18 protein-coding genes and 10 tRNA genes are annotated in these 21,991 nt (G+C 39.1%); 19 read left to right on the plus strand and 9 right to left on the minus strand.

Annotation, left to right across the window (positions count from 1 at the left end; translation table 11 throughout):
• Positions 1-16 precede the first annotated feature (16 nt).
• The 3 genes from AC0VZ4_RS13510 to ychF are packed head-to-tail and all read left to right on the plus strand — an operon-like array spanning position 17 to position 2,377.
• On the plus strand, positions 17-628 hold the full coding sequence (locus tag AC0VZ4_RS13510) for a 50S ribosomal protein L25/general stress protein Ctc (protein WP_033029113.1): 612 nt from the start codon (positions 17-19) through the stop codon (positions 626-628).
• A gap of 19 nt (positions 629-647) precedes the next feature.
• Positions 648-1,232, plus strand: coding sequence for an aminoacyl-tRNA hydrolase (gene pth / locus AC0VZ4_RS13515; RefSeq protein WP_002958548.1), 585 nt, complete (start codon positions 648-650; stop codon positions 1,230-1,232).
• A gap of 53 nt (positions 1,233-1,285) precedes the next feature.
• Entirely contained in the window at positions 1,286-2,377 is a 1,092-nt protein-coding gene (gene ychF / locus AC0VZ4_RS13520) for a redox-regulated ATPase YchF (protein WP_007378123.1), read from the plus strand.
• Positions 2,378-2,471: 94 nt separating this feature from the next.
• On the opposite strand, the gene AC0VZ4_RS13525 is transcribed toward ychF, so the two are convergent.
• On the minus strand, positions 2,472-3,569 hold the full coding sequence (locus AC0VZ4_RS13525) for an ISAs1-like element ISPsesp1 family transposase (RefSeq protein WP_475439755.1): 1,098 nt from the start codon (positions 3,567-3,569) through the stop codon (positions 2,472-2,474).
• 466 nt (positions 3,570-4,035) lie between these two features.
• Between AC0VZ4_RS13525 and AC0VZ4_RS13530 the strand changes: the two genes are divergently transcribed.
• The 10 genes from AC0VZ4_RS13530 (at position 4,036) to AC0VZ4_RS13575 (ending at position 5,269) form a co-directional block, all read left to right on the plus strand.
• Positions 4,036-4,112, plus strand: a tRNA-Met gene (locus tag AC0VZ4_RS13530).
• Positions 4,113-4,159: 47 nt separating this feature from the next.
• Positions 4,160-4,244, plus strand: a tRNA-Leu gene (locus tag AC0VZ4_RS13535).
• A 39-nt stretch (positions 4,245-4,283) separates the two neighbouring features.
• A tRNA-Gln gene (locus tag AC0VZ4_RS13540) sits at positions 4,284-4,358 on the plus strand.
• 5 nt (positions 4,359-4,363) lie between these two features.
• Positions 4,364-4,440, plus strand: a tRNA-Met gene (locus tag AC0VZ4_RS13545).
• A gap of 89 nt (positions 4,441-4,529) precedes the next feature.
• Positions 4,530-4,614: transfer RNA gene (locus AC0VZ4_RS13550), tRNA-Leu, on the plus strand.
• A 39-nt stretch (positions 4,615-4,653) separates the two neighbouring features.
• A tRNA-Gln gene (locus tag AC0VZ4_RS13555) sits at positions 4,654-4,728 on the plus strand.
• 71 nt (positions 4,729-4,799) lie between these two features.
• Positions 4,800-4,884, plus strand: a tRNA-Leu gene (locus AC0VZ4_RS13560).
• A gap of 40 nt (positions 4,885-4,924) precedes the next feature.
• Positions 4,925-4,999 (plus strand) — tRNA-Gln (locus AC0VZ4_RS13565).
• 71 nt (positions 5,000-5,070) lie between these two features.
• Positions 5,071-5,155, plus strand: a tRNA-Leu gene (locus AC0VZ4_RS13570).
• 39 nt (positions 5,156-5,194) lie between these two features.
• Positions 5,195-5,269: transfer RNA gene (locus AC0VZ4_RS13575), tRNA-Gln, on the plus strand.
• A 5-nt stretch (positions 5,270-5,274) separates the two neighbouring features.
• On the opposite strand, the gene AC0VZ4_RS13580 is transcribed toward AC0VZ4_RS13575, so the two are convergent.
• Both AC0VZ4_RS13580 and AC0VZ4_RS13585 read right to left on the minus strand, forming a co-directional pair.
• A complete protein-coding gene (locus AC0VZ4_RS13580; RefSeq protein WP_475439907.1) occupies positions 5,275-6,864 on the minus strand; it encodes a putative bifunctional diguanylate cyclase/phosphodiesterase in 1,590 nt (529 codons plus the stop codon).
• Between the two features lie 194 nt (positions 6,865-7,058).
• Entirely contained in the window at positions 7,059-8,240 is a 1,182-nt protein-coding gene (locus AC0VZ4_RS13585; RefSeq protein WP_475439908.1) for an FAD-dependent monooxygenase, read from the minus strand.
• 244 nt (positions 8,241-8,484) lie between these two features.
• Between AC0VZ4_RS13585 and miaB the strand changes: the two genes are divergently transcribed.
• The 5 genes from miaB to lnt are packed head-to-tail and all read left to right on the plus strand — an operon-like array spanning position 8,485 to position 13,958.
• The gene (gene miaB / locus AC0VZ4_RS13590; protein ID WP_007378278.1) at positions 8,485-9,933 is read left to right on the plus strand and encodes a tRNA (N6-isopentenyl adenosine(37)-C2)-methylthiotransferase MiaB; all 1,449 of its coding nucleotides are present in this window, start codon (positions 8,485-8,487) and stop codon (positions 9,931-9,933) included.
• 50 nt (positions 9,934-9,983) lie between these two features.
• Positions 9,984-11,042, plus strand: coding sequence for a PhoH family protein (locus AC0VZ4_RS13595; RefSeq protein ID WP_475439909.1), 1,059 nt, complete (start codon positions 9,984-9,986; stop codon positions 11,040-11,042).
• Positions 11,043-11,046: 4 nt separating this feature from the next.
• Positions 11,047-11,505: an rRNA maturation RNase YbeY gene (gene ybeY, locus AC0VZ4_RS13600; RefSeq protein ID WP_008138284.1), complete on the plus strand. Its 459-nt coding sequence runs from the start codon at positions 11,047-11,049 to the stop codon at positions 11,503-11,505.
• Positions 11,506-11,527: 22 nt separating this feature from the next.
• The gene (gene corC, locus AC0VZ4_RS13605) at positions 11,528-12,412 is read left to right on the plus strand and encodes a CNNM family magnesium/cobalt transport protein CorC (RefSeq protein ID WP_002958541.1); all 885 of its coding nucleotides are present in this window, start codon (positions 11,528-11,530) and stop codon (positions 12,410-12,412) included.
• Complete coding sequence (lnt, locus tag AC0VZ4_RS13610) at positions 12,393-13,958, plus strand: apolipoprotein N-acyltransferase (protein WP_475439910.1); 1,566 nt, start codon at positions 12,393-12,395, stop codon at positions 13,956-13,958. The genes corC and lnt overlap by 20 nt, the downstream gene beginning before the upstream one ends.
• A gap of 23 nt (positions 13,959-13,981) precedes the next feature.
• On the opposite strand, the gene AC0VZ4_RS13615 is transcribed toward lnt, so the two are convergent.
• The 5 genes from AC0VZ4_RS13615 to AC0VZ4_RS13635 form a co-directional block, all read right to left on the minus strand.
• Positions 13,982-14,731 (minus strand): hypothetical protein, encoded by a 750-nt coding sequence (locus tag AC0VZ4_RS13615; protein ID WP_002958539.1) that lies wholly within the window; start codon positions 14,729-14,731, stop codon positions 13,982-13,984.
• Positions 14,724-15,836, minus strand: coding sequence for an AAA family ATPase (locus tag AC0VZ4_RS13620; protein WP_033020635.1), 1,113 nt, complete (start codon positions 15,834-15,836; stop codon positions 14,724-14,726). Before AC0VZ4_RS13620 ends, AC0VZ4_RS13615 begins: the two co-directional genes overlap by 8 nt.
• A 102-nt stretch (positions 15,837-15,938) precedes the next feature.
• Complete coding sequence (locus AC0VZ4_RS13625) at positions 15,939-16,922, minus strand: RDD family protein (RefSeq protein ID WP_475439911.1); 984 nt, start codon at positions 16,920-16,922, stop codon at positions 15,939-15,941.
• Positions 16,923-17,679: 757 nt separating this feature from the next.
• Positions 17,680-18,939 (minus strand): IS4 family transposase, encoded by a 1,260-nt coding sequence (locus AC0VZ4_RS13630; protein ID WP_475439645.1) that lies wholly within the window; start codon positions 18,937-18,939, stop codon positions 17,680-17,682.
• 86 nt (positions 18,940-19,025) lie between these two features.
• On the minus strand, positions 19,026-20,357 hold the full coding sequence (locus AC0VZ4_RS13635; protein ID WP_475439912.1) for an MATE family efflux transporter: 1,332 nt from the start codon (positions 20,355-20,357) through the stop codon (positions 19,026-19,028).
• A gap of 154 nt (positions 20,358-20,511) precedes the next feature.
• Here AC0VZ4_RS13635 and AC0VZ4_RS13640 point away from each other — a divergent pair, with 154 nt between their 5' ends.
• Positions 20,512-21,339, plus strand: coding sequence for an AraC family transcriptional regulator (locus AC0VZ4_RS13640; protein ID WP_475439913.1), 828 nt, complete (start codon positions 20,512-20,514; stop codon positions 21,337-21,339).
• Between the two features lie 12 nt (positions 21,340-21,351).
• On the opposite strand, the gene AC0VZ4_RS13645 is transcribed toward AC0VZ4_RS13640, so the two are convergent.
• Entirely contained in the window at positions 21,352-21,939 is a 588-nt protein-coding gene (locus AC0VZ4_RS13645; protein ID WP_475439914.1) for a LysE family translocator, read from the minus strand.
• Positions 21,940-21,991 lie beyond the last annotated feature (52 nt).

A 21,991-nucleotide genomic window follows, 5' to 3' on the forward strand; every position in this document is an offset into this window, starting at 1 on the left:
AATTATTGGAGACATCATGTCTAACAAAACTTACACTTATAACGCTGAACTTCGCGTAGAAACTGGTACTGGTGCGAGCCGCCGCCTACGTCGCGAAGACAAAGTTCCAGCAATCCTTTACGGAGCTGATAAAGAAGCTTTATCACTTACTTTTGCTCATAAAGATATGATCAAAGCACAAGAAGACGAAGGCTTTTACACGCATATCCTTACGCTTAACGTAGATGGCGAAGCTGTTGAAGTAATCTTAAAAGATATCCAACGTCACCCATTCAAGCCTAAGCTTACTCACCTTGATTTCCAACGTGTAGATGCTACTCATAAATTTCAAACTAAAGTTCCTCTACACTTCATCGGTGAAGAGATTGTAACTAAAGCTGGCGCAACTGTTGTTCACCAGTTAACTGAAGTTGAAATTACGTGTCTTCCAAAAGCACTTCCAGAATTCATTGAAGTAGATGTTTCTAAGTTTGTTGTTGGCGATTCTGTTCATATTTCTGACCTTACTTTCCCTAAAGGCGTTAGCTCTGTAGATTTAGGTAAAGGCGAAGGCCATGATCAGTCTATCCTGACTATCAAAGCAAACAAAGCAGCTCCAGTTGAAGACGACGCTGCAGCAGCAGAATAATTTTTAAGGTCTCGCAACCTTGAATTCTATTCAAATGCTTGTGGGCCTGGCTAATCCAGGCCCCGAATACGCAAACACACGCCACAATGCAGGTGCTTGGTTTATCGAGCAAATCGCTGCACGCTATAACTGCACTCTAAAACACGATCCTAAATATCACGGCCTTACAGGCAAAGTGATAATTCAAGGCCAAGAATTCAAATTATTGATCCCCACTACTTACATGAATTTAAGTGGTAAAGCGGTCAGTAGTTTAGCTAATTTTTTCAAAATCCCTGTCGAGGACATTTTAGTTGCCCATGACGAATTGGATTTAGACCCAGGCGTTGCCAAATTAAAAAAAGGCGGCGGGCATGGCGGTCATAATGGTTTAAAAGACATTATTGCAAAAATGGCAAATCAAAAAGACTTTATGCGCTTGCGCATTGGTGTAGGTCATCCGGGGCATCGTGAAATGGTAACTGGTTGGGTGCTTGGAAAAGCGGCCAAAGAAGACCAAGAAAAAATGGATGCTGCTGTTGATGAAGCAGTTCGTTGCATGGAAATACTTGCAAAAGATGGTGTGTTAAAAGCACAAAACAGACTACATTCGTTTAAACCCTAGTAACTTGGGTCCAAGTACACCGTTTAAACGAATTCTAAACAAGGTATCTTACTATGGGTTTTAAATGTGGCATCGTTGGCTTGCCTAACGTTGGTAAATCAACGCTTTTCAATGCACTAACTAAAGCGGGTATTGAAGCCGCTAACTTTCCTTTTTGTACCATTGAGCCTAATACAGGTGTGGTACCTGTGCCAGATCCTCGTCTAGACGAACTTGCTAAAATTGTTAATCCTCAACGAATTCTTACCACTAGTATGGAATTTGTAGACATTGCAGGATTAGTAAAAGGCGCATCTAAAGGTGAAGGCCTTGGTAACCAGTTTTTAGCTAATATTCGTGAAACCGATGCAATTGGCCACGTAGTTCGCTGTTTTGAAGATGAAAACATCATCCACGTAGCTGGTACTATTGACCCTGCTGACGATATTGACGTAATCAACACTGAGTTAGTACTTGCTGATATGGATAGCGCTGAAAAAGCCCTTTTCCGTAATGCAAAAAAAGCAAAAGGTGGCGATAAAGACGCTAAAGAGCAAAATGCTGTCCTTGAAAAAGTAAAAGTACATCTTGATGAAGGCTTAACTTTACGTGGTCTAGCACTTACTAAAGAAGAAAAAGCAGCAATCAGCTCTATTAACTTCTTAACGATTAAACCAACAATGTATATTGCAAACGTTGCTGAAGATGGTTTTGAAAATAACCCATACCTTGATCGTGTACGCGCTATTGCTGCAGCTGAAGATGCGATTGTTGTTCCTGTATGTGCCGCTATCGAGTCTGAACTTTCAGAGCTAGATGACGAAGACAAGCTTGAGTTTATGGCTGATCTTGGTCTAGAAGAGCCAGGTCTTAACCTTGTTATTCGTGGTGGTTATGAATTACTACAGTTACAAACTTATTTCACAGCTGGCGTAAAAGAAGTGCGTGCATGGACAATCCCTGTAGGTGCGACAGCGCCACAAGCAGCGGGTAAAATCCATACTGACTTCGAGCGTGGCTTTATTCGTGCGCAAACTATTGCTTTTGACGACTTTGTTGCCTTTAAAGGTGAGAGTGGCGCAAAAGAAGCAGGCAAGATGCGTCAAGAAGGTAAAGAGTACATTGTTAAAGATGGCGATGTAATGAACTTCTTGTTCAACGTATAAGTACAAATTAAACCAATTTAGATTGGTAATAATTTTTAAAGGCTCGTTTTTACGAGCCTTTTTTGCAGGGCGCGAGCATACTTTGTTAAAAATGTTAACCAAAAAGAAGTTCTTCTCTAAAAGCATCATCATAACAAGCTCTTACACACTTACTTCTTATTGACCCCTTGCTTTTCGTATGCTGCTTTATCATGTTCCTAACGACGCGTCTAAATAGTGCCATATGTTGCGCACTTAATGGCTCATGTATTTGACAGGCATCTTCTTTAAATACGACATCCAGTATCCAGTGTTGCTGATTTTCTATCAGCCAATGTTGTCTTATTGCTTTACTTATCAATATATTGTCTGTCAACGATGTTAGGTAGTAATGTGTGTCAATACTCGTTCTATTACCCTTCGTTCGCTCTCGCTGCACCGCAACGATTGTTCTAACTGATGGCCAGCTCTCTTTAATTTCACTCGGTAATAAACGCGCATCAAGACAATCTATCGTGCGTACTTCTTTTCGCCCATGCCCTTCATCTTGTGTTACATGACTAAGTATCTCTGAGTTTTCAGATTCATACTGGTGTGTAAATGCATCTTGAATCGCGCTATAAAGTTTCTTTTGATTACCCTTTGCTTGCACTAGATAATCTGCATGTCTGCTAATTAGCTGTTTTAGCGTTTCTTTTTGGCAGTGCAAAGCATCAAGTGTAATGACGGTGTTATTGATATCGAGTATTTTCAATAAATCCCGAACTGCCGGTATTTCATTCGTCTTACTGCCAACTGTTTGGTGGAATAATGTGAGACCTGCTTCACAATCAAATGCTGAGACGAGATGTAATTTATCAGCAATGTGTTTACTTGCTCCGCGAATAGTTTTGCCATCGAAGGCAATGACAGGATGCGCTGACTTAACGCGGTTTTGATTGACCCAGCTATACATCGCGAGTAGTAATGAGTCAGTATCAACGGTTCTAAAAATCCGAGCAATACTATGTCGAGTGGGTATGCCATTTTTGAAAGAACGAAATCCTCTTAACCAATTAAGCTTACTTTCGCCATAGACTTCAATGTCTTGCCAGTTTTCACACCCTGATGTAACGGCAGTAATAATAAGAAAAAGCACATCAACTAAGTTATGGTGCTGATTTATATGTGAACGATTATCTTTGACGAGTTCTAAATGTGAGAAGAGTGACATAATAAGTTTAAGGTGATGAAATTTATGGTATTAGATCATAAAATTTGTTTATTTACAAAGTGTGATCCCGCCCTGGCCTTTTTTGTACCCTCAGCTTTATAAACTTATAAAATTGATGTAATCACAAGCTAAAAGCCAGCGTTTAATCTAAAAAATACACAGCGGCGAAGATTTAACCTCAATAAGAAATACCTCATCGACAAGTTAATGTTAAGCCCCTAATAATTTGTTTAATTATCAAACAGTTTTAAATTGCAGGCTTTTGCTCTTTTTTATTTAACTGTAAATTTTGTATGTGAATTGTAGTCAAAAAATCATCATTTTTATTAAAAGTTAGCCGCTTAGCTTAATTTTCCTGCAAACAAACACTGTTAAGTGTTTTTTTGCAAAAAAGGTGTTGACGAATTTGGGTCATATCAGCATAATACGCCCCGCACTCAGCGATGAAGTGCTAACAAAAAAAGATGGCTAAGTAGCTCAGCTGGTTAGAGCACATCACTCATAATGATGGGGTCACAGGTTCAAATCCCGTCTTAGCCACCATTATTTTTTTGTTGCTCAATGAAGAGTTTAAAATAACTACCTTGTGTGCGGGAGTGGCGGAATTGGTAGACGCGCTGGATTTAGGTTCCAGTATCTTAGGATGTGAGAGTTCAAGTCTCTCCTTCCGCACCATAATTCTTGATAAGAATTAAAACTATCAATTGTTATTGTTGGGATATCGCCAAGCGGTAAGGCACCAGGTTTTGATCCTGGCATTCCCAGGTTCAAATCCTGGTATCCCAGCCAACAATGGCTAAGTAGCTCAGCTGGTTAGAGCACATCACTCATAATGATGGGGTCACAGGTTCAAATCCCGTCTTAGCCACCATTTCTTAATTTAGAAGTGGCTCTGCAAGAGTTAAATTGCACTCAATGAAGAGTTTAAAATAACTACCTGTGTTTTATTACACAAACGATGCGGGAGTGGCGGAATTGGTAGACGCGCTGGATTTAGGTTCCAGTAACTTCGGTTGTGAGAGTTCAAGTCTCTCTTTCCGCACCATTTCTTGATAAGAAATAAAATTATCAATTAATTCTTTGTTGGGATATCGCCAAGCGGTAAGGCACCAGGTTTTGATCCTGGCATTCCCAGGTTCAAATCCTGGTATCCCAGCCAACTTCTTCTACCAAGGAAAGTTGGACATAAAGAATAGCTCTGCTTAGAGTTTAAATGAGCAAATTGTTGATGCGGGAGTGGCGGAATTGGTAGACGCGCTGGATTTAGGTTCCAGTAACTTAGGTTGTGAGAGTTCAAGTCTCTCCTTCCGCACCATGTTCTTGATACGAACTAAACCTATCAAATAATTCTTTGTTGGGATATCGCCAAGCGGTAAGGCACCAGGTTTTGATCCTGGCATTCCCAGGTTCAAATCCTGGTATCCCAGCCAACTTCTTCTACCAAGGAAAGTTGGATAAAAGAATAGCTCTCGCTTAGAGTTTAAATGAGCAAATTAGTGATGCGGGAGTGGCGGAATTGGTAGACGCGCTGGATTTAGGTTCCAGTAACTTAGGTTGTGAGAGTTCAAGTCTCTCCTTCCGCACCATGTTCTTATTAAGAACTAAAACTAATGCAAATTTATAGTTGGGATATCGCCAAGCGGTAAGGCACCAGGTTTTGATCCTGGCATTCCCAGGTTCAAATCCTGGTATCCCAGCCAATTTGTTAAACTACCCCATCTATTTCTTCATTTAAGTACTTCAGTATAAAATCATTAATTTTAATAGGTTTGCTATAATAATACCCTTGTAAATAATCACATTTCATTTCTGTGAGTGTATTTCTAAGCGCTTTATTTTCAATGCCCTCTGCCACTACTTTACAATTAAGTCTGCTAGCTAAAAATAACGTTGATTCTACAATCGCATAGTCAGCGGGTTGTGTTAGCATATCTTTAATAAATGACCGGTCTATTTTTATTTGGTTGATTGGTAACTCTCTTAGTAATGATAACGAAGAAAATCCAGTCCCAAAATCATCTACACTAAACTCAAAACCGCGGTCGTTAAGCTTGTACATCATAGTGCGAGCGGCTTCTATATTTGTCATCATAGCACCCTCTGTGATTTCAAAAATTATTGAGTCACTCAGCGTCGGATCGACACTGATTAATTGCTCAATAAGCTCATAAAAATCTTGGCTCTCTAAATCCCTTGTTGATAAATTTACGTGAATAGCCCCGATAAAACCCAAAGCTTTTAACGACTTTAAATGATTTATAGTTTCTAACACCACCCACTTGGAAATATTTAAAATTAACCCCATTTGCTCAGCTGTTTTAATAAACACCTCAGGGCTAATAAATGAACCATCACTTTGTGGCCAGCGTATTAATGCTTCAGCTCCATGCATTTCATTAAGGTTAGAAGAAAATATTGGTTGTAAATAAAGCTCAAACTCTTCATTTTTCAATGCTTGCTTTATAAGTAAGGACATATCAAATAAATTATCCGCCCTAATGCTCAAATCCTTAAAATAAATAACAATCTGTTGCTGTGTCTTTTTTGCTTCATGCAGCGCTAAATCAGCCTGTTTGAATAGTTCGTTAGTTTGCATACTATGTTTGGGGTAATAGCTCACTCCAATTCTTAGCTTAACGCGTATAGTTTGTTCATAAATTAAAAAAGGTTTTTGCACTGCCTTATTTATTAATTGAATACATAAATCATACTTATCCTGAGTGGTTGAGTTTAAAAGCAATGCAAATTCGTCTCCCCCAATCCTATATAACTTAGCAATCTCGGATAAGTGTTGGCTTAATGTTTTGGAAAATGCACACAACAACAAATCCCCAAAATTATTTCCATAAGTATCGTTTACACGTTTAAAGTTATTTAAATCTATTAAAAACAAAATGAAAGGTTGGTTATATTCTATGTTCTCATTGAGTACATTAAAGAATTTTTTACGTTTAGGTAGGTTAGTTAAACTATCGTGTTCAGCTAGAAATTGTTGGTGTTGAGCTGAGCGATCTAGCTCTAAGATACTTTTGAGGCTTAACCTAACAACTAAATACACAAATGTGCCGCCACCAACTAAAATAAATGAAACACTAGTTGTTACAAACGGTTCACTACCATAAAAAGTAAAATAATAAAGTACCCAACAGTAGCCAAAAATAAACAGCACAATTAAAATAAGCAGTAAGCTCCATGCAAACCGATTCGTTTTTTTGCATACTTGTATTGTTGGTTTGATACTTACAGTTAACAGTAATATCCCTACTATAATCATAAAAATAAATGGCTTATCCACAGACACTCTTTAAATGCAATTTGTTATACATTTAGTATGGCTAATAAATCTAATAACGAAATAAAATACATTAAAAAGCTCAGGGTAGCCCACTTACCAAATATGATTGTTGTTTTATGAAGAGGTTATAACTTTTAAGGGCGCGATTAACAGCATTGTTAATCGCTTTATTAGGGGGGTAATCTTTTTAGAAACTAACTTAGCTCTCCGCTAATGGCATATTTTAACACCCAGTTTTTTATTGGCCCTGTATTATTAGCCATTTTTAAAAACTGGCTACGTGCCCATTTAAGCGGCGCTACTTGTTTAGAAAAGCCAAAGTAACAGGCATCCATCATGCTCATCATTAACAAATTAGCCTTACGGCGAGCTCGCTCATATTCTTTAAGCATTAACGGGCACCCTATATCTCCTGCATTGTCTAAAACCTCAGCAAGTGCCACTACGTCCTGAAAACCTAAATTTACACCCTGCCCTGCAAGCGGATTAATTGTATGTGCAGCGTCGCCCACTAAAACCAAACGCCCTTGCGAATAGTTGTTAGCATGTTGGCGAGTGAGCGGAAATATCGCATGGGTTTGTACTTCAAAGTCTCCAGCAAGCTCTGGGAATTTATTAAGTATGTGCGTTTTTAACTGAGTTGGGCTTAGCCCTTTAAATGCTTGCAGTGTATTTGCATCGTCATACCAAATTAAATTAGCGTACGGTGCCTGCATTGGCAAAAATGCGAGTGGCCCACTTGGCGTAAACTGCTGCCAGGTTTTAATTTGTTGCGGCGCATCGAGTTTAATTAACACCCCCATGCAATGCTGCTGGTACTGCCACCCCGTAATACCAATATTCGCCTTATCACGCAATTGCGACTGCCCGCCATCGGCTGCAATTACTAAATCAGCTGTATAGGTTTGAGCTCCATACACAAGCGTAATTAAATCACTGGTTTGCTCTATTTTAGTAATCGGTGTGGCTTGCTCAATAACTTCAATATTGTATTGTGAAAATTGCTGCCACAAACAGGCTTGAATTAAATTATTTTCAATCAAATGACCTAAATGCGTGGTATTTATATCGGCGCAATCAAATAATAAATTGTCACCACCGCGCTCAAATGCCTCCAATTGTTGATAAGGCGCTATGCGGTTTTGTCTTAAAAGCGGCATTGCACCTAATTCATCAAGCAAATTTTCTGAAAAACGATTAATAGCCGACACTCTAATATCCACCTTATCGCTACTAAAAATGTGCGATGGGTCTATTAGGTGTTTTTCGATTATACGTACGCCAAAGCCTTGCTGGGCAAGCTTTATCGCCATAGCCGCGCCAACCATGCCCCCACCAACCACTATCACATTATTTTTAGTCATGTTTTTCATCATTTTATTATTACTTGAGTCTGTTTTGATTGTATCAAAATTAATTTGTTTTATACCAGAGGATATCCCTAACAGCACATTAAACTGGCCTCGTATTGATTTGAGATCACAAACATGAAAACTATACTTGGATCTGGGCGGGTATCCAGCTAAAATACGCGTCCTTTAAGTGAGCATGCTTGCTCCTTAATCCTGTTTCTAGCACATTTTTGTGCCACTATCGAATTGAACACGAGGCAATATTTCAATGAGCAAAAAGCTGCATATTAAAACCTGGGGTTGTCAGATGAACGAATACGACTCTCAGAAAATGGCTGAACTTTTAGATGCCACTAACGGCTACCAGCTAACTGAAGATGCAACAGATGCCGACGTAATCTTACTCAACACCTGTTCAATTCGTGAAAAAGCACAAGAAAAAGTATTTCACCAGTTAGGTCGTTGGAAGTTGTTAAAAGACGACAAGCCAGATTTAATAATTGGTGTAGGTGGGTGTGTTGCTTCACAAGAAGGTGACTCTATTCGTCAACGTGCGCCATTTGTAGATGTTATTTTTGGCCCACAAACACTACACCGTTTACCAGAAATGATTAAACAAGTGCAAGGCGACAAAGGCTCATCGGTAGTTGATATTTCATTCCCAGAGATTGAAAAATTTGACCGCCTGCCAGAGCCAAAAGCTGATGGCCCATCTGCGTTTGTATCAATTATGGAAGGCTGTTCTAAATACTGTACTTTTTGTGTTGTACCTTATACTCGCGGCGAAGAAGTTAGTCGCCCAGTAGATGACGTATTACTTGAAATTGCACAGCTTGCTGAGCAAAACGTACGTGAAGTTAACCTATTAGGCCAAAACGTAAATGCATACCGCGGAGACACGCACGATGGCGAAATTTGTTACTTCTCAGATTTAATTCGTCTTATTGCTGCTATTGATGGTATTGACCGTATTCGTTACACCACATCGCATCCGGTAGAATTTACGCCAGACATCATTGAGGTTTACGCCGATGTACCAGAGCTTGTAGATCACTTACACCTACCAGTACAAAGTGGTTCAGACCGTATATTAAACCTAATGAAACGTGGCCATACGGCAATTGAATACAAATCGACAATTCGTAAGTTACGTAAAATTCGCCCTAACTTAAGCATGTCGTCAGATTTCATTATTGGTTTTCCAGGCGAAAGTAAAGAAGACTTTGAAGCAACCATGAAGCTTATTAGCGACATTGGTTTTGATATGAGCTTTAGCTTTATTTACAGTGCGCGCCCAGGTACGCCAGCGGCAGATTTGCCAGATGACGTAACAGAGCAAGAGAAAAAAGAACGCTTATACTTACTACAAAACCGTATTACACAAATGGCGCAGCAAATTAGCCGTCAAATGTTCGATACAGAGCAACGTATCCTTGTTGAAGGTCCTTCTAAGAAGAACCCAATGGAATTACGTGGCCGTACCGAAAACAACCGTGTAGTAAACTTTGTTGGCCCGCACACAGTGATCGGACAGTTTGTTGATGTACGTATTACCGAAGCACTGCCTAACTCTTTACGTGGTGACTTAATTCGTACAGAATCAGAAATGAACTTACGACGTGAAGTCGCTCCTTCAGCTATTTTAACTAAAGCTGCAGCTGCAGAGCCAAAACCAGACACTGTTAACGAAATTGGCGTAGCTACTTTCGTTCCTTAGTCACACAATTAGCGCCAGTTAACGCTGGCGCAGTACGATAGGAAGCAATTTTGAGTAATCAGTTAAAAACGTTAGAGATTTATTTAGAACCTGCCGATAACAAACGCCTTTCTTCTTTATGTGGCCCGTTTGACGAAAACATCAAACAAATTGAACGCCACCTGGCTGTTGAAATAATTCACCGTGACAACTTTTTTAAAGTAACCGGTAAACTACACAACTGCGCCGGCGCTGTAGAAATCTTAAAAAACCTTTATGTTGATACTCAGCCAGTTCGTGGTGTTTTAGGCGAAATAGAACCCGACGCCGTTCATTTAGCTATTACCGAATCAAAAGCCTTAGAGCAAGATGCATCCAGCAGCGCTTACGGCAAAGAAATCGTGATTAAAACCCGCCGTGGTGTTATTAAACCACGTAACGACAACCAAGGTGTTTATGTGGCTAATATTTTAAACCACGACATTACCTTTGGTATTGGCCCTGCAGGTACTGGTAAAACCTACCTTGCAGTTGCAGCCGCCGTTGACGCCCTTGAGCGCCAAGAAATACGCCGTATATTATTAACGCGCCCTGCTGTAGAAGCCGGCGAAAAGCTTGGTTTTTTACCAGGCGATTTAAGCCAAAAAATAGACCCATACCTGCGCCCTCTTTACGATGCGCTTTTTGAAATGCTAGGTTTTGAAAAAGTAGAAAAGCTCATCGAAAAAAATATCATCGAAGTCGCACCGCTTGCTTACATGCGCGGACGTACTTTAAACGATGCCTTTATTATTTTAGATGAAAGCCAAAATACCACCGCCGAGCAAATGAAAATGTTTTTAACCCGTATAGGGTTTAACTCAAAAGCGGTGATTACAGGCGATATAACACAGGTTGATTTACCGCGTGGCACACGCTCAGGCCTTCGCCATGCAATTGAAGTGCTTGATGGTGTAAACGAAATTAACTTTAACTACTTCAAAGCCCACGACGTAGTACGCCACCCTGTTGTAGCACGCATAGTTGAAGCCTACGAGCGTAACGACGAAAGCGAGCGACTTAAGCGCATTGAAAAGCAAAATGCAAAAGACGCACTTGCAGCTCTTCAACAGCCTACTACTAAAGAGTAATACTTTGACAACCGAACTTGATTTACAAATAGCCTGTGAGTTTGACAACCTCCCAAGCGAAGAACAATTTGCACTATGGGCCGACAAAGCCCTTAGCCAATACCGTGACGAGTCAGAACTCAGCATCGTTATTAGCGACGAAGCGCAATCGCAACAACTTAATAACGACTATCGCGGTAAAAATAAACCAACCAACGTACTGTCGTTTGAATTTGAAGCACCACCCGGAATAGATATTCCTTTGGTTGGTGATTTAATTATTTGCCCAGCCATTGTATTAGCTGAAGCAATTGAGCAAGAAAAGTCATTTCATGACCACTTTGCTCACATGGTTATTCACGGATGCTTGCATTTGCTTGGATTTGACCATATAAAGAGTGAAGATGCTTTTGAGATGGAAAGCATAGAAAAGCAATTACTTGCAGAGCTAAACATAGCAGACCCATACCGGGACGAAATTTAAATTAACGGAGCAATTAGACGCAATGAGCGACGGTAACTCGCAATCTAGCCAGGGTTCTTCTGGCAAAACGTGGTTGGGTAGAATAGCCCAAATGTTGCAAGGGGAACCCCAGAATAGAGAAGAGCTGGTCGAAGTTATTGCCGATGCGCAAGAACGAGACGTAATCGATCCAGAAACAAAAGAGATGATAGAAGGTGTGCTTGGCGTGTCTGAGCTTAAAGTGCGAGACATAATGGTTCCGCGCTCACAAATGATCACTCTTGAGATCGACAGCCCGCTTGAAGAGCTAATTCCAATGATGGTCGATTCAACTCACTCACGTTTTCCAGTGGTGATTGAAGACAAAGACCATGTAGAAGGTTTTTTACTCGCTAAAGATTTGCTACCGCTTATCTTAAATAAAGACGAGCACTTACCATCAATACGCGATTATTTACGCCCAGCTATGGTAGTGCCAGAAAGCAAACGTGTTGATACATTGCTAAATGAATTCCGTCAGCAGCGCTACCATATGGCCGTTGTTATTGACGAATATGGCGGCGTATCGGGCTTAGTAACGATTGAAGATATTCTTGAAATAATTGTTGGCGAAATCGAAGATGAGCACGACGAAGAAGAAGAACATCAAGATATTCGTCAACTTGCTAAACATGTTCACGTAGTGCAAGCACTCACACCTGTAGATGACTTTAACGAGCACTTTAAAACAGGTTACAGCACAGACGAAGCCGACACTATTGGCGGGACTGTACTGCACGCATTTGGCCATATGCCAAGTCGTGGTGAAACGATTGACATAGAAGGTTACCAATTTAAAGTAACCAACGCCGACAATCGTCGTATTTTGCAACTGCAAGTCACCGTTCCTAAGGCTGATGATAACGACAGTGAAGAAACTGCTAACTAGGCTTACCGTATTAGCAAAAGATAAAAAAGCATGGCTCGCACTCGTTGCGGGCCTTATTTTAACTTTTGGCTATGCCCCTTTTGAAATTTGGCCCATCGTATTTATTAGCCTTGCAGCCATAATTTTTTGCATCAACCCAAATAATACCGGTAAAGCACACGCAAAAAGCGCCGCTAAGTATGGCTTTATATTTGGCCTAGGCTGGTTTGGTGCAGGTATAAGCTGGGTACATGTTTCTATTGCCACCTTTGGCGGCATGCCGCTTATTGCGTCGCTCTCGTTAATGGCCTTATTGTGTTCATACTTAGCGTTATTTCCCGCACTTGCCTTTTGGGCAACTACTCGCTTTGCCACAGGCCCTAAAAGCTTTGGCGCATTACTAATTGCCAGCTTTGCAATTAGTGAGTATTTACGTGGCACCGTACTTACCGGTTTCCCGTGGTTAAGTTTTGGCTACACACAAACCGACGGACCTTTAAGGCTGCTTGCCCCTTATATTGGCGAGTTTGGCTTAACTCTTACCTGTGTCGCTATTGGCTTTGCACTATATAGACTTACCCAAAAAGATTTTAAAACCCCGGCGGTTATTGCGACAGCTGTTGCGCTTATTTTTACAGGCGCAAATACCACAGGCAGTATTCATTACACAGATAAAAACATGTCAGTATTGCTCGTACAAGGGAACATACAGCAACACCTGCGCTTTGAGCCAAGTGAGTTTTGGACCACAATGAGCAAATACCAAGACATGACACGCCCACATTGGGATGCCGACTTAATAGTATGGCCAGAAGCCGCAGTGCCTGAAATAGAAATGCTTGCCGATTCCTACCTAGCCAATTTAGACAGTGCCGCCTCGTTTAATAAAACCGCCCTTGTAACCGGTATTGTTGACTACCAGCGAGACACCAAAAATATATTTAACACCTTAATTGTTGTCGGTAATAAAGAGCGCGGCGACGAGCATGGGCATTACCATTACCTTGATAAAAACCGCTATCAAAAACACCAGCTACTACCTATTGGCGAATTTGTACCGTTTCAAGACTTTTTGCGCCCTATTGCCCCATTATTCGATTTGCCTATGTCATCATTTACCCGTGGCGACAAAGTGCAAAACAACTTACGCGCCAATGGCTATAACTTACTCCCTGCTATTTGCTACGAAATTGTTTTTGCCGACTTAGTACGCGGTAATTACAAAAGCGACTCCGACCTACTCTTTACTGTAAGTAACGATGCCTGGTTTGGTGACTCTATTGGACCTTTGCAACACATGCAAATAGCCCGTATGCGCGCGCTCGAACTACAGCGCCCTCTAGTGCGTGTTACTAACAATGGTTTAAGCGCCGTATACGACCCTATAAGCCACACACAACGAACCATGCCTCAGTTTGAAGCTACCATATTGAAAGCCAACATTAAGCTCATAAAAGGCGACAGCGTGTACAGCCAATACGGAAACATGTTTGTGTGGGGATTTGTGTTGTTGATGGGAGTTGTTGGGTTTGGGGCTAGGTTTAAAGTAAAAGACAAATCATTATAAAAAAACTTCTTTTTTATAATGATTTAATCAAAACGTTCCATCAAACTTTTTCCATAATAATCATGTAGCATCAATGGGAAAGAGGATATTACTGCGACATTATTCTGCTCAAAATGCTTATCTTGTTGTTTGGAAAAAATCAAATCTTGCTTCAAAATAGACTCAGGTAACGTCAATGTGTCATTTACTAAAAAGTTTGCACGAGCTAAATGCTGCTTTATAATTTCAACCCATATTTGAGAGTCATATAGACCCCAATTATGATATTTTTTATCTAATTCACGTTCTTTTTTAACCCAGTTTTTATAGCTATTTAGTTGACTCCTTGGATATAGTTCCTCTTGATAATCTGTATTTTTTTGATGTCTTATAGCTTCAACCATTGGGTAACTCACACATAATAATCCAAAGTCTTGCGGGTCATTAAATGTTTCAAGCATCTGTGCTAATTTTACATCATCAGCATTACTACAATGACAGTCATAATCGAAAAATAAGTAAATATCACTTATTTTACTTGGATCCTCTATGTCTAATACTTTAATTTCCTCAGGCCTTAAGTTCTCTCTAACTTTTAACTGTTCGACAATAATTCCATAAGTATCGAAATATTCATCTTTAGATATTTCTTTATGTAATTGGTATAAATTAAACCCGTAGGATGCACGAAGAATGACTTTATCATCTTCATTTAAAATATATTTACAAAGATTATTAGCAATATTTTGCTCTGTTACTTTTCCTTCAAAAATAAAGAGTACATAACTACTCATCAAAAGCTCCCGAACGGTACATTTTCTCTAAGTTATGAGCTTTTCTAATTTCTCTATCCGTTAGTTTATATAGTGGCTTCAAACTATTATCCTCCAAAACAAAGTAGCAATCGGGGCGTAAAATGCTATTAGACATTAAAGTACTATTATGCGTTGTTATAATAGTTTGGCACGAAGTGCTAGAAATAAGCTCGACAACTTGTCGTGACAGAGCGAAATGATAGTAAGCATCAAACTCATCTATGTAAGCAAAAGTAATGTCTCCCGATGTTAATTTAAGAAACCAATAATAAAAATTACCTAATGATATTGTGCCTGTTGAAGCTGCTTGAGAAAATTCAATACTTCGATTACCAAAGTCAAACTCAATTATTTCTTCACCTTTAGAGCCTGATTTTTTTAGTTTACATTCTACACCTGATTTATTTAGGAAACGCTCAAAATCATTAAGCTTACCTAACTCTATTATTGCTTGTGATACACGTTGAGGAGTCACAGGTTGCCCATAAAACTCTTGTGATTTAGTAAGCGTTCTAAAGAAAACCATGCCATCAACAAACGTAATGAATTTTTCAAATATTAAGTTAATTGAGTTTGAAGCTAGAAGAGCATTTGATTTTAGGAACTTTACAGGTGAAATGTTTTTACCCGTAAAGTCATTTTTTAAAGTTTCAGAGCCAATAAGGTGAAAGTCTGCAAATGGCGAACTTCTTCGATCAAATGATACAACTTCATTACCGTCGATGATTAGTTTTTCAAAAATAGTGAGGTCACACTTTTCTTTCCCATACTGATATATAACCTGTTTACTCTCTATTTCAAACTCATAAGTAAACTCTGCAAGTTCCTCTTTTGAGCTCGCATTTAGGTAATTCAGCTTCAACCCACTACTGGGGCTATTGTCAGTTAAATGATTAGTAATATCGAGCAGAGCAAGACCTAAATTTGACTTACCTCCGCCATTAACACCGTATATGACCCCATGCTCTACGATATCATTTTTAATAGCATGATTATTAAACTCGTAAGAGCGATTACTTCTCAGATCTATCTCAAATTGTTCTTTAAAATTTCGAAAGTTTTTTACTGTTAGTTTTACGAGCATATTGAACATCCCATCTACTTGCCTAAGTGAACTATAACATACGCAATTATTTGCCGTAAAAAAAATACGGCTCTACTGACAAAAAGTATAGTTCTAAATTACTTATAAATACTCTATATGATTCAAGTTACCTTTAATAACCACAGTGGCTGATATTTTATCTTGAATGGCTTGTCTATTTGGGTCCCAATATATTTGTAAAAACCCTAACAAGCCTGTGGCAAAGCCTGCACCGTAGCCGCCGTAGCGACCAAAACAATCTAATAAACCTAATGGCTCACCGCTTAAGGCAACCACACGAATATTACATACCTTTTTACCCGGTGTTTGGCCGCGCCAAAGTAACGAGAACAACGTAAAGTAAACAGCAGCCCAGCCAAACCCTAAGCCTAGGTCTTGAATAATGCCCTTGCTCCACTGCAACATACTGTTTGTGGTTGTTTGTGCAGGTTTTTCTTCTATTAACTGTGCAGGCTTTATTTCGTTATTTTCACTGACCACTAATAGCTGTAAAAGTAGGGTAGCAAGTTGTGGGCTTTGTAGGTCGTCCATTTCTGCTAATTTGGGAACTTGCCCAATTAAATTATCAAACGCGTTTTGTTGGCAAGGTTGCTCACAGCTTTCATTGGCTGTTTGCGCTAAATAAGTATTTACCCGTTGTTTTTCTGTGGCGGAAAGCTGAATTTCATCTTGTATTTTTACGCCCTGAACAGCTAAACCTTGATCAGTGTTATCGTCTTCTAGGTAATCAATGCCAATTGAAAGCACAGTAAGTGCACTTACAAATAAAATACTTGCTGCCGTTATTTTTAATATTCTTCGCCACACATTCGACATTTTTGGAAGGTATTGCTGTGCCGTACCTTTATAAAAAGCCATTGCAGCGACAAATGCTATTAAAGCTGCGCTAAGCTTGGCCGCTAAAAATATCAGCGCTACATCAATAATAATCGCTAGTGCACGCTGAATAGGTGTAGCTAAAGGCAAGCCCAGTAAAGCGCTGTAAATTTTAAAAGCGTAGGGGGTAATCACTTCTCTGGTTTCAGAATTTGATAATTCTAATTGTTCTATCTCTTTGGCTTTCATTTGTATTCTTATTATTAAATTAGGTAGCCGCATTAAGTTACGCGTTTTTTATTTGTTGCTCAACATTAACTTTTACCCCAATTTACTAAAAGCATCGTCTCGGCCAATTGGATAAAAGGAAATATAAGCCTCAAATTACAAACTTTAGGTTAACATCATTTATAAATGTACCTATTGAACATATATTAATGCTCGAATTTCTTTCATCCTTAAAATTGAATCTGAAAAAAAATTAAATAAGATATCGCTTCGAGGCTCTCCTCTTGTTTCATCAGTAGGCAACAGCTATGGTGAATATATTGAGAGCGCTTTGATACAAAAATTAAAACTAGCAAAACTATGATCTGGCGTTGCAACAAAGCAAGTCTCGGGAAAAGTAATTGAGCAAGACATTGATGTAACAGGTTTCTCTGAAGGCAGTGCGTTTATAAAAGTTAAATTTACTGTATCAGATGGCGATATTACTTTATTTGATAAGGTAATATCTGCCGAACACACTTTCGACTCTTCTTTTCTCGGAGCAATTGCAATACCAAACGGGCAGCGAAGTTATGTAGAATTAGTTCAAAAATTGCTTACGAATCTATACGCTGATGAAGAATTTATAGCTTCAATAAAGTAAATAAATAAACTAAAAAGGAGCTTTATGATTTCATACAGCTCCTTTTTTATATTACATAAATTTATTTACTTTAAAATTACTAAGCTATCATCAATAGGCTCACTTTTAGGTAAGCGATGCCTCATAGCTTAGTTCTTAAGGAACACAGACCGTGTGACTTCCTATCTTAAAACGGCAAATATCATTGTTTTTCTCAATGCTTTGCCGCTTACAATTTACCGCTAGTAGCTCAAATACACGATGTATCTTATGGCTGCACCGTGTTTGTTCTATGCAATCCAGAATATCATCCAACCAAAGATAACTGCACTTACTCGCTCTAAATGTCGAGATCGCACACTTAAACATACCCGCTGCACTATGGCAGATAAAACGCTTGATAAGTGTTTGCAGTATGCTCAGCCAAACCAATGATTCGGCAATATGAGGATCTCGTGTGATGAACCCTTTAAGGTTATTCCATGACTTTAGTTCTTTGAAAAACAACTCAATTTGCCAACGAGTTGCATATATATCGAGTAGCTCGTCAAAGCTAAACTGTGCCTCTTTTAAATTAGTAACAAGGAAAACGGGGCGCTTTTCATTCGGTAAATAGATAAGCCTGTACTCGGGCCCATTTTTCTTCCAACGTACTGTTAATTCAAGTGGTTGGCTTGCGAATTTATCGAGTAACGTTTTGAGTTTAATGTTCTTTTCTTTAAGTTCTATACCCGCGCAATAGGCTGATGTAACGATTGGGTTAATGTTTTTATTTGCTCTGATCAAAAAATATCCGCCATCTTGAGCTACTTGCTCAAAGTAATCTAAGTCAAAATACCCAGCATCAGCAAGTAATAACGTATCTTCAAGTGTGTGGCTACCTGGTAAAAAGGCGCGCTCAGTTTCAACATCAGGACGAATATCTATTTCGCAGGGTTGTTCATTAAATAGGTCATAGGTAACGTGCAACTCAATTGCGGCAGGACTTACAGCAGTAAAACGACCAGCAAAAACCTGCGCTAATTCATCATGTAGAGCAAATGAAGAACCATCTTGCAATAACACTCGCTGTATTCCTCGCTGGGTAAAAAAGGTTTTATCCAGCGTGTTTACAGTCAATTTAGACATCGCTTGAATAACGAGCTCACGGACAAGCTCAGTCAAGGCTGGTTTTCGAATTTGATTATGAAAGGGTTTATAACTTATCGTGCAATCAGCCTGCGTTCGCAAGTTTTGATGGATATCTGACAAGTTAGCGTCTTGCAGGCAAGATAAGCTTTTAAATACGGCTTTGAGCAGAGAAACGATCGACAGGCAACGGTGTCGAACTTGAAATCCAGAGGTTTTTGCAAGCTCAATGAGGTGTTTTTCTGAGATAAGGGCTTTTAATTGGTTTGAAACTTGGTTAATCTGCATGTGAACTCTGTTTTTAGTCATGTTTTTATTGGCGTAACTATTTGATCATTAACAGAGTTCAACTTCAAGCTTTCTTAAGATCCAACCTATGAGCGATGCCTAAACTCTCTGCGTAATAACATAAAACTAATAACTGCCTGAACAACAACTGTGCTTGCCGATAAATACCACAATTGCGTTAAATTAAAGCCATCCATTTGGCTTAATAAAAGAGCAGGTAAAACAAATAAAATAATCCGCAGTGTAGTACTATAAAGTGAAGGGAGTGTGTTACCGAGAGACTGAAATAGCCCCGAACACGTAAACACTATGCCCGTAGGAATAAAGTTAATACAAATAATTTGTAAAAATGTAGCGGCAACTAAAATAACCTTTTGATCATCAGAGAACCCTTGCACTAGTAATTCTGGAATAAAAAAGCAAACTACGCTTAACACTGCCATTAAACTACATGTCATTAGGGCTGACCAAAAAAAGGTTTCTCGGACACGGTCAAATTGCTTTGATCCAAAATTTTGACCCGCGACGGCTGGTGCAGCAAACGCAATTGCCATTGCAGGTAAAAACAATGACTGCATGATGCGAGAACCTAAACCAAAGCCAGCTTGGGCTTCAGGTCCAAAATGTTGAATTAACCAATAAATTAACCCCATATATGCAAACATTAAAAAGAATTCGCCTCCTGCGGGTAATCCAATCCCTAATAGGCGCTTTATAATAGCGCTATCTACGCGCCATAAACTGACTTTAAAGGTAACGAACTTTTCAGCCTTAACAAAGTATACGCATAGCATTACTACCGCAACGACTACCGAAATAGTACTTGCCAACCCAGCTCCGGCTATACCCATTGGAAAGTCAGTTCCCCAACCTATAATTAAAATAGGAGATAAAATAATATTGACGATAATAGACAAGGTTTGAATCAACATAGTTGGCTTAACAATACCGGCTCCTCTTAATGCAGCACTAACTGCAACTAAAGGAAACTGCAATGCCATACCCGGCAAAAACCAATGCAAATAACGTTGTCCCGCTTCAATTGTTGCAAGGTCTGTTGAGATGCTAGTTAAGTATGTATCAGACCCTAAATAACCTAAAAACATGACCACCAAGGCCATTAAGCTAGCCAGCATCATACTTTGGTTAAACACTGCATTTGCATCTTTGGCATCTTTTCGACCCGCTGCATGAGAAATCAACGCGGTTGTTCCCACATTAAGAATTTGCGTGAGTGCAAAAATTAAAAACATTGCATTACCCGCTAAGCTGAGTCCTGCTAAAGCATTTCCACCTAAATTACCTACAAAATATAAATCAACTAAAAAATACAATGTTTGAATTATCATTCCTATCATCATAGGAATAGCCATTTTGATTAAATGCTTGGGTATGGAGCCACGAGTTAGATCATGCATATTATTATCTTAACCATTAATAAGAATAGTTATCATAACAAATTGCGTGCAATTAAGCATACTTTTAATAGTTATGGAAAGGTGTTTCATATAGCGTGAATTTCATACTAAAACTTTGCTATACTGGCCGTAAGTCTTCATTAAAAGATTCATTATGATTCCTTCAACATACCCTCTTTTTTGGCGAGATAACGCCCTACCTTATGTAGAACTAAGGCAAGTTTTGGATGGTCGAAAAGTAACTTACGCCGCCCATTCTCATGCTCAGTGGTCAATTGGTGCTATTTTAGAGGGCCAAAGTGAATTTATTTGTGAAGACAAACTTTACCAAATAGATAAAGGCACTTTAGTGCTAATGAACCCCGATGCTGTACACGCATGCAACCCCAACCAAAACTCGCCCTGGGCTTATTATATGATGCATGTCGATAAAAGTTGGTTAGCTCAATTGCTTGTTAAGTTTAATATAAGGGCAAGTAACCACTGGTATAATAGCCAACCTGATACATTAACAACCCCTGTATTTTACCAGCAGTTTGTTTTAGTTTGCCGAAACCTTATGTCGAATAAGCTGTCTTCTTTAGAAAAAAAGTCTTTGCTTAGCCAGTATTTGATTACGTTATTTGAATACATCGATAGCACTGATATTAAAGAAAATACGTGCCTACCTCCTAATAGGCTGTATAAAGTTGCAAACTACCTCGCCCTTTATTGTCAGGATGACGAACCAATTAAGGTTATTAGCAAAAAATTTGGCTTTAATACTAGCTACTTGATACGTACATTTAAACGCCACTTCAATATGAGTCCACATGCTTATCGGATAAATCTGCGTATACAACTAAGTCAACAAGCGCTTAAGCAAGGCGATGCTATTTCAACGGTGGCTCAAAATGCAGGATTTAGTGATCAAGCTCATTTTCAACGTGTATTTAAACAGCGGGTTGCTGCAACACCAGCACAATATCGACGCTGTATTTAGAATAAAAACACATTAACTTATAATAAAAAAGCAACTCCCGGCAAGTAACACTGCCAATGCTTTATTCATAAAACGTATTTTTGCAGGACTTTGAAAGTACTGCCCTAGCACTATACCTAACCATACCCACACGCTCAGCGACAACCAGCAAATTGGTAAATACACACTGGCAAACGTAAACACTTCAAATAGCTCTGCATTAGGGATGTAAGTCGCAATTCCCGATAGTGATGCTAACCATGCTTTTGGGTTTAGCCATTGCATGATTACCCCAGTAATAAAGGTAGGTGAACTTTTATTACTGTCTGAGTTTAATTCACCATTATCTACAAATAATTGATAACTTAAATAAAGTAAAAAAGTAATACCAGCCCATTGCAATACTTCAGTGGCCCATTGCAATTTATCAAGAAGATAGTTTAAACCCCATCCAATAACTAAAAACAAAAAAATAAACCCAAGTGTTGCACCGGTTATAAATATTAAGCCATTTCTTAGCCCATACCGTGCGCTGCTCAATGAAACTAAATTAACTGGCCCTGGCGATAAAGACGCAGCTAATGCAAATAACGACATTGACATAATTAAAGATAAAGTCATGGTTCACTTTCTAATTCATTCAAACTGATGGTGAGTATCTACATTAAATAGA

The organism is Pseudoalteromonas sp. QJM3NY_22, from assembly GCF_056173065.1.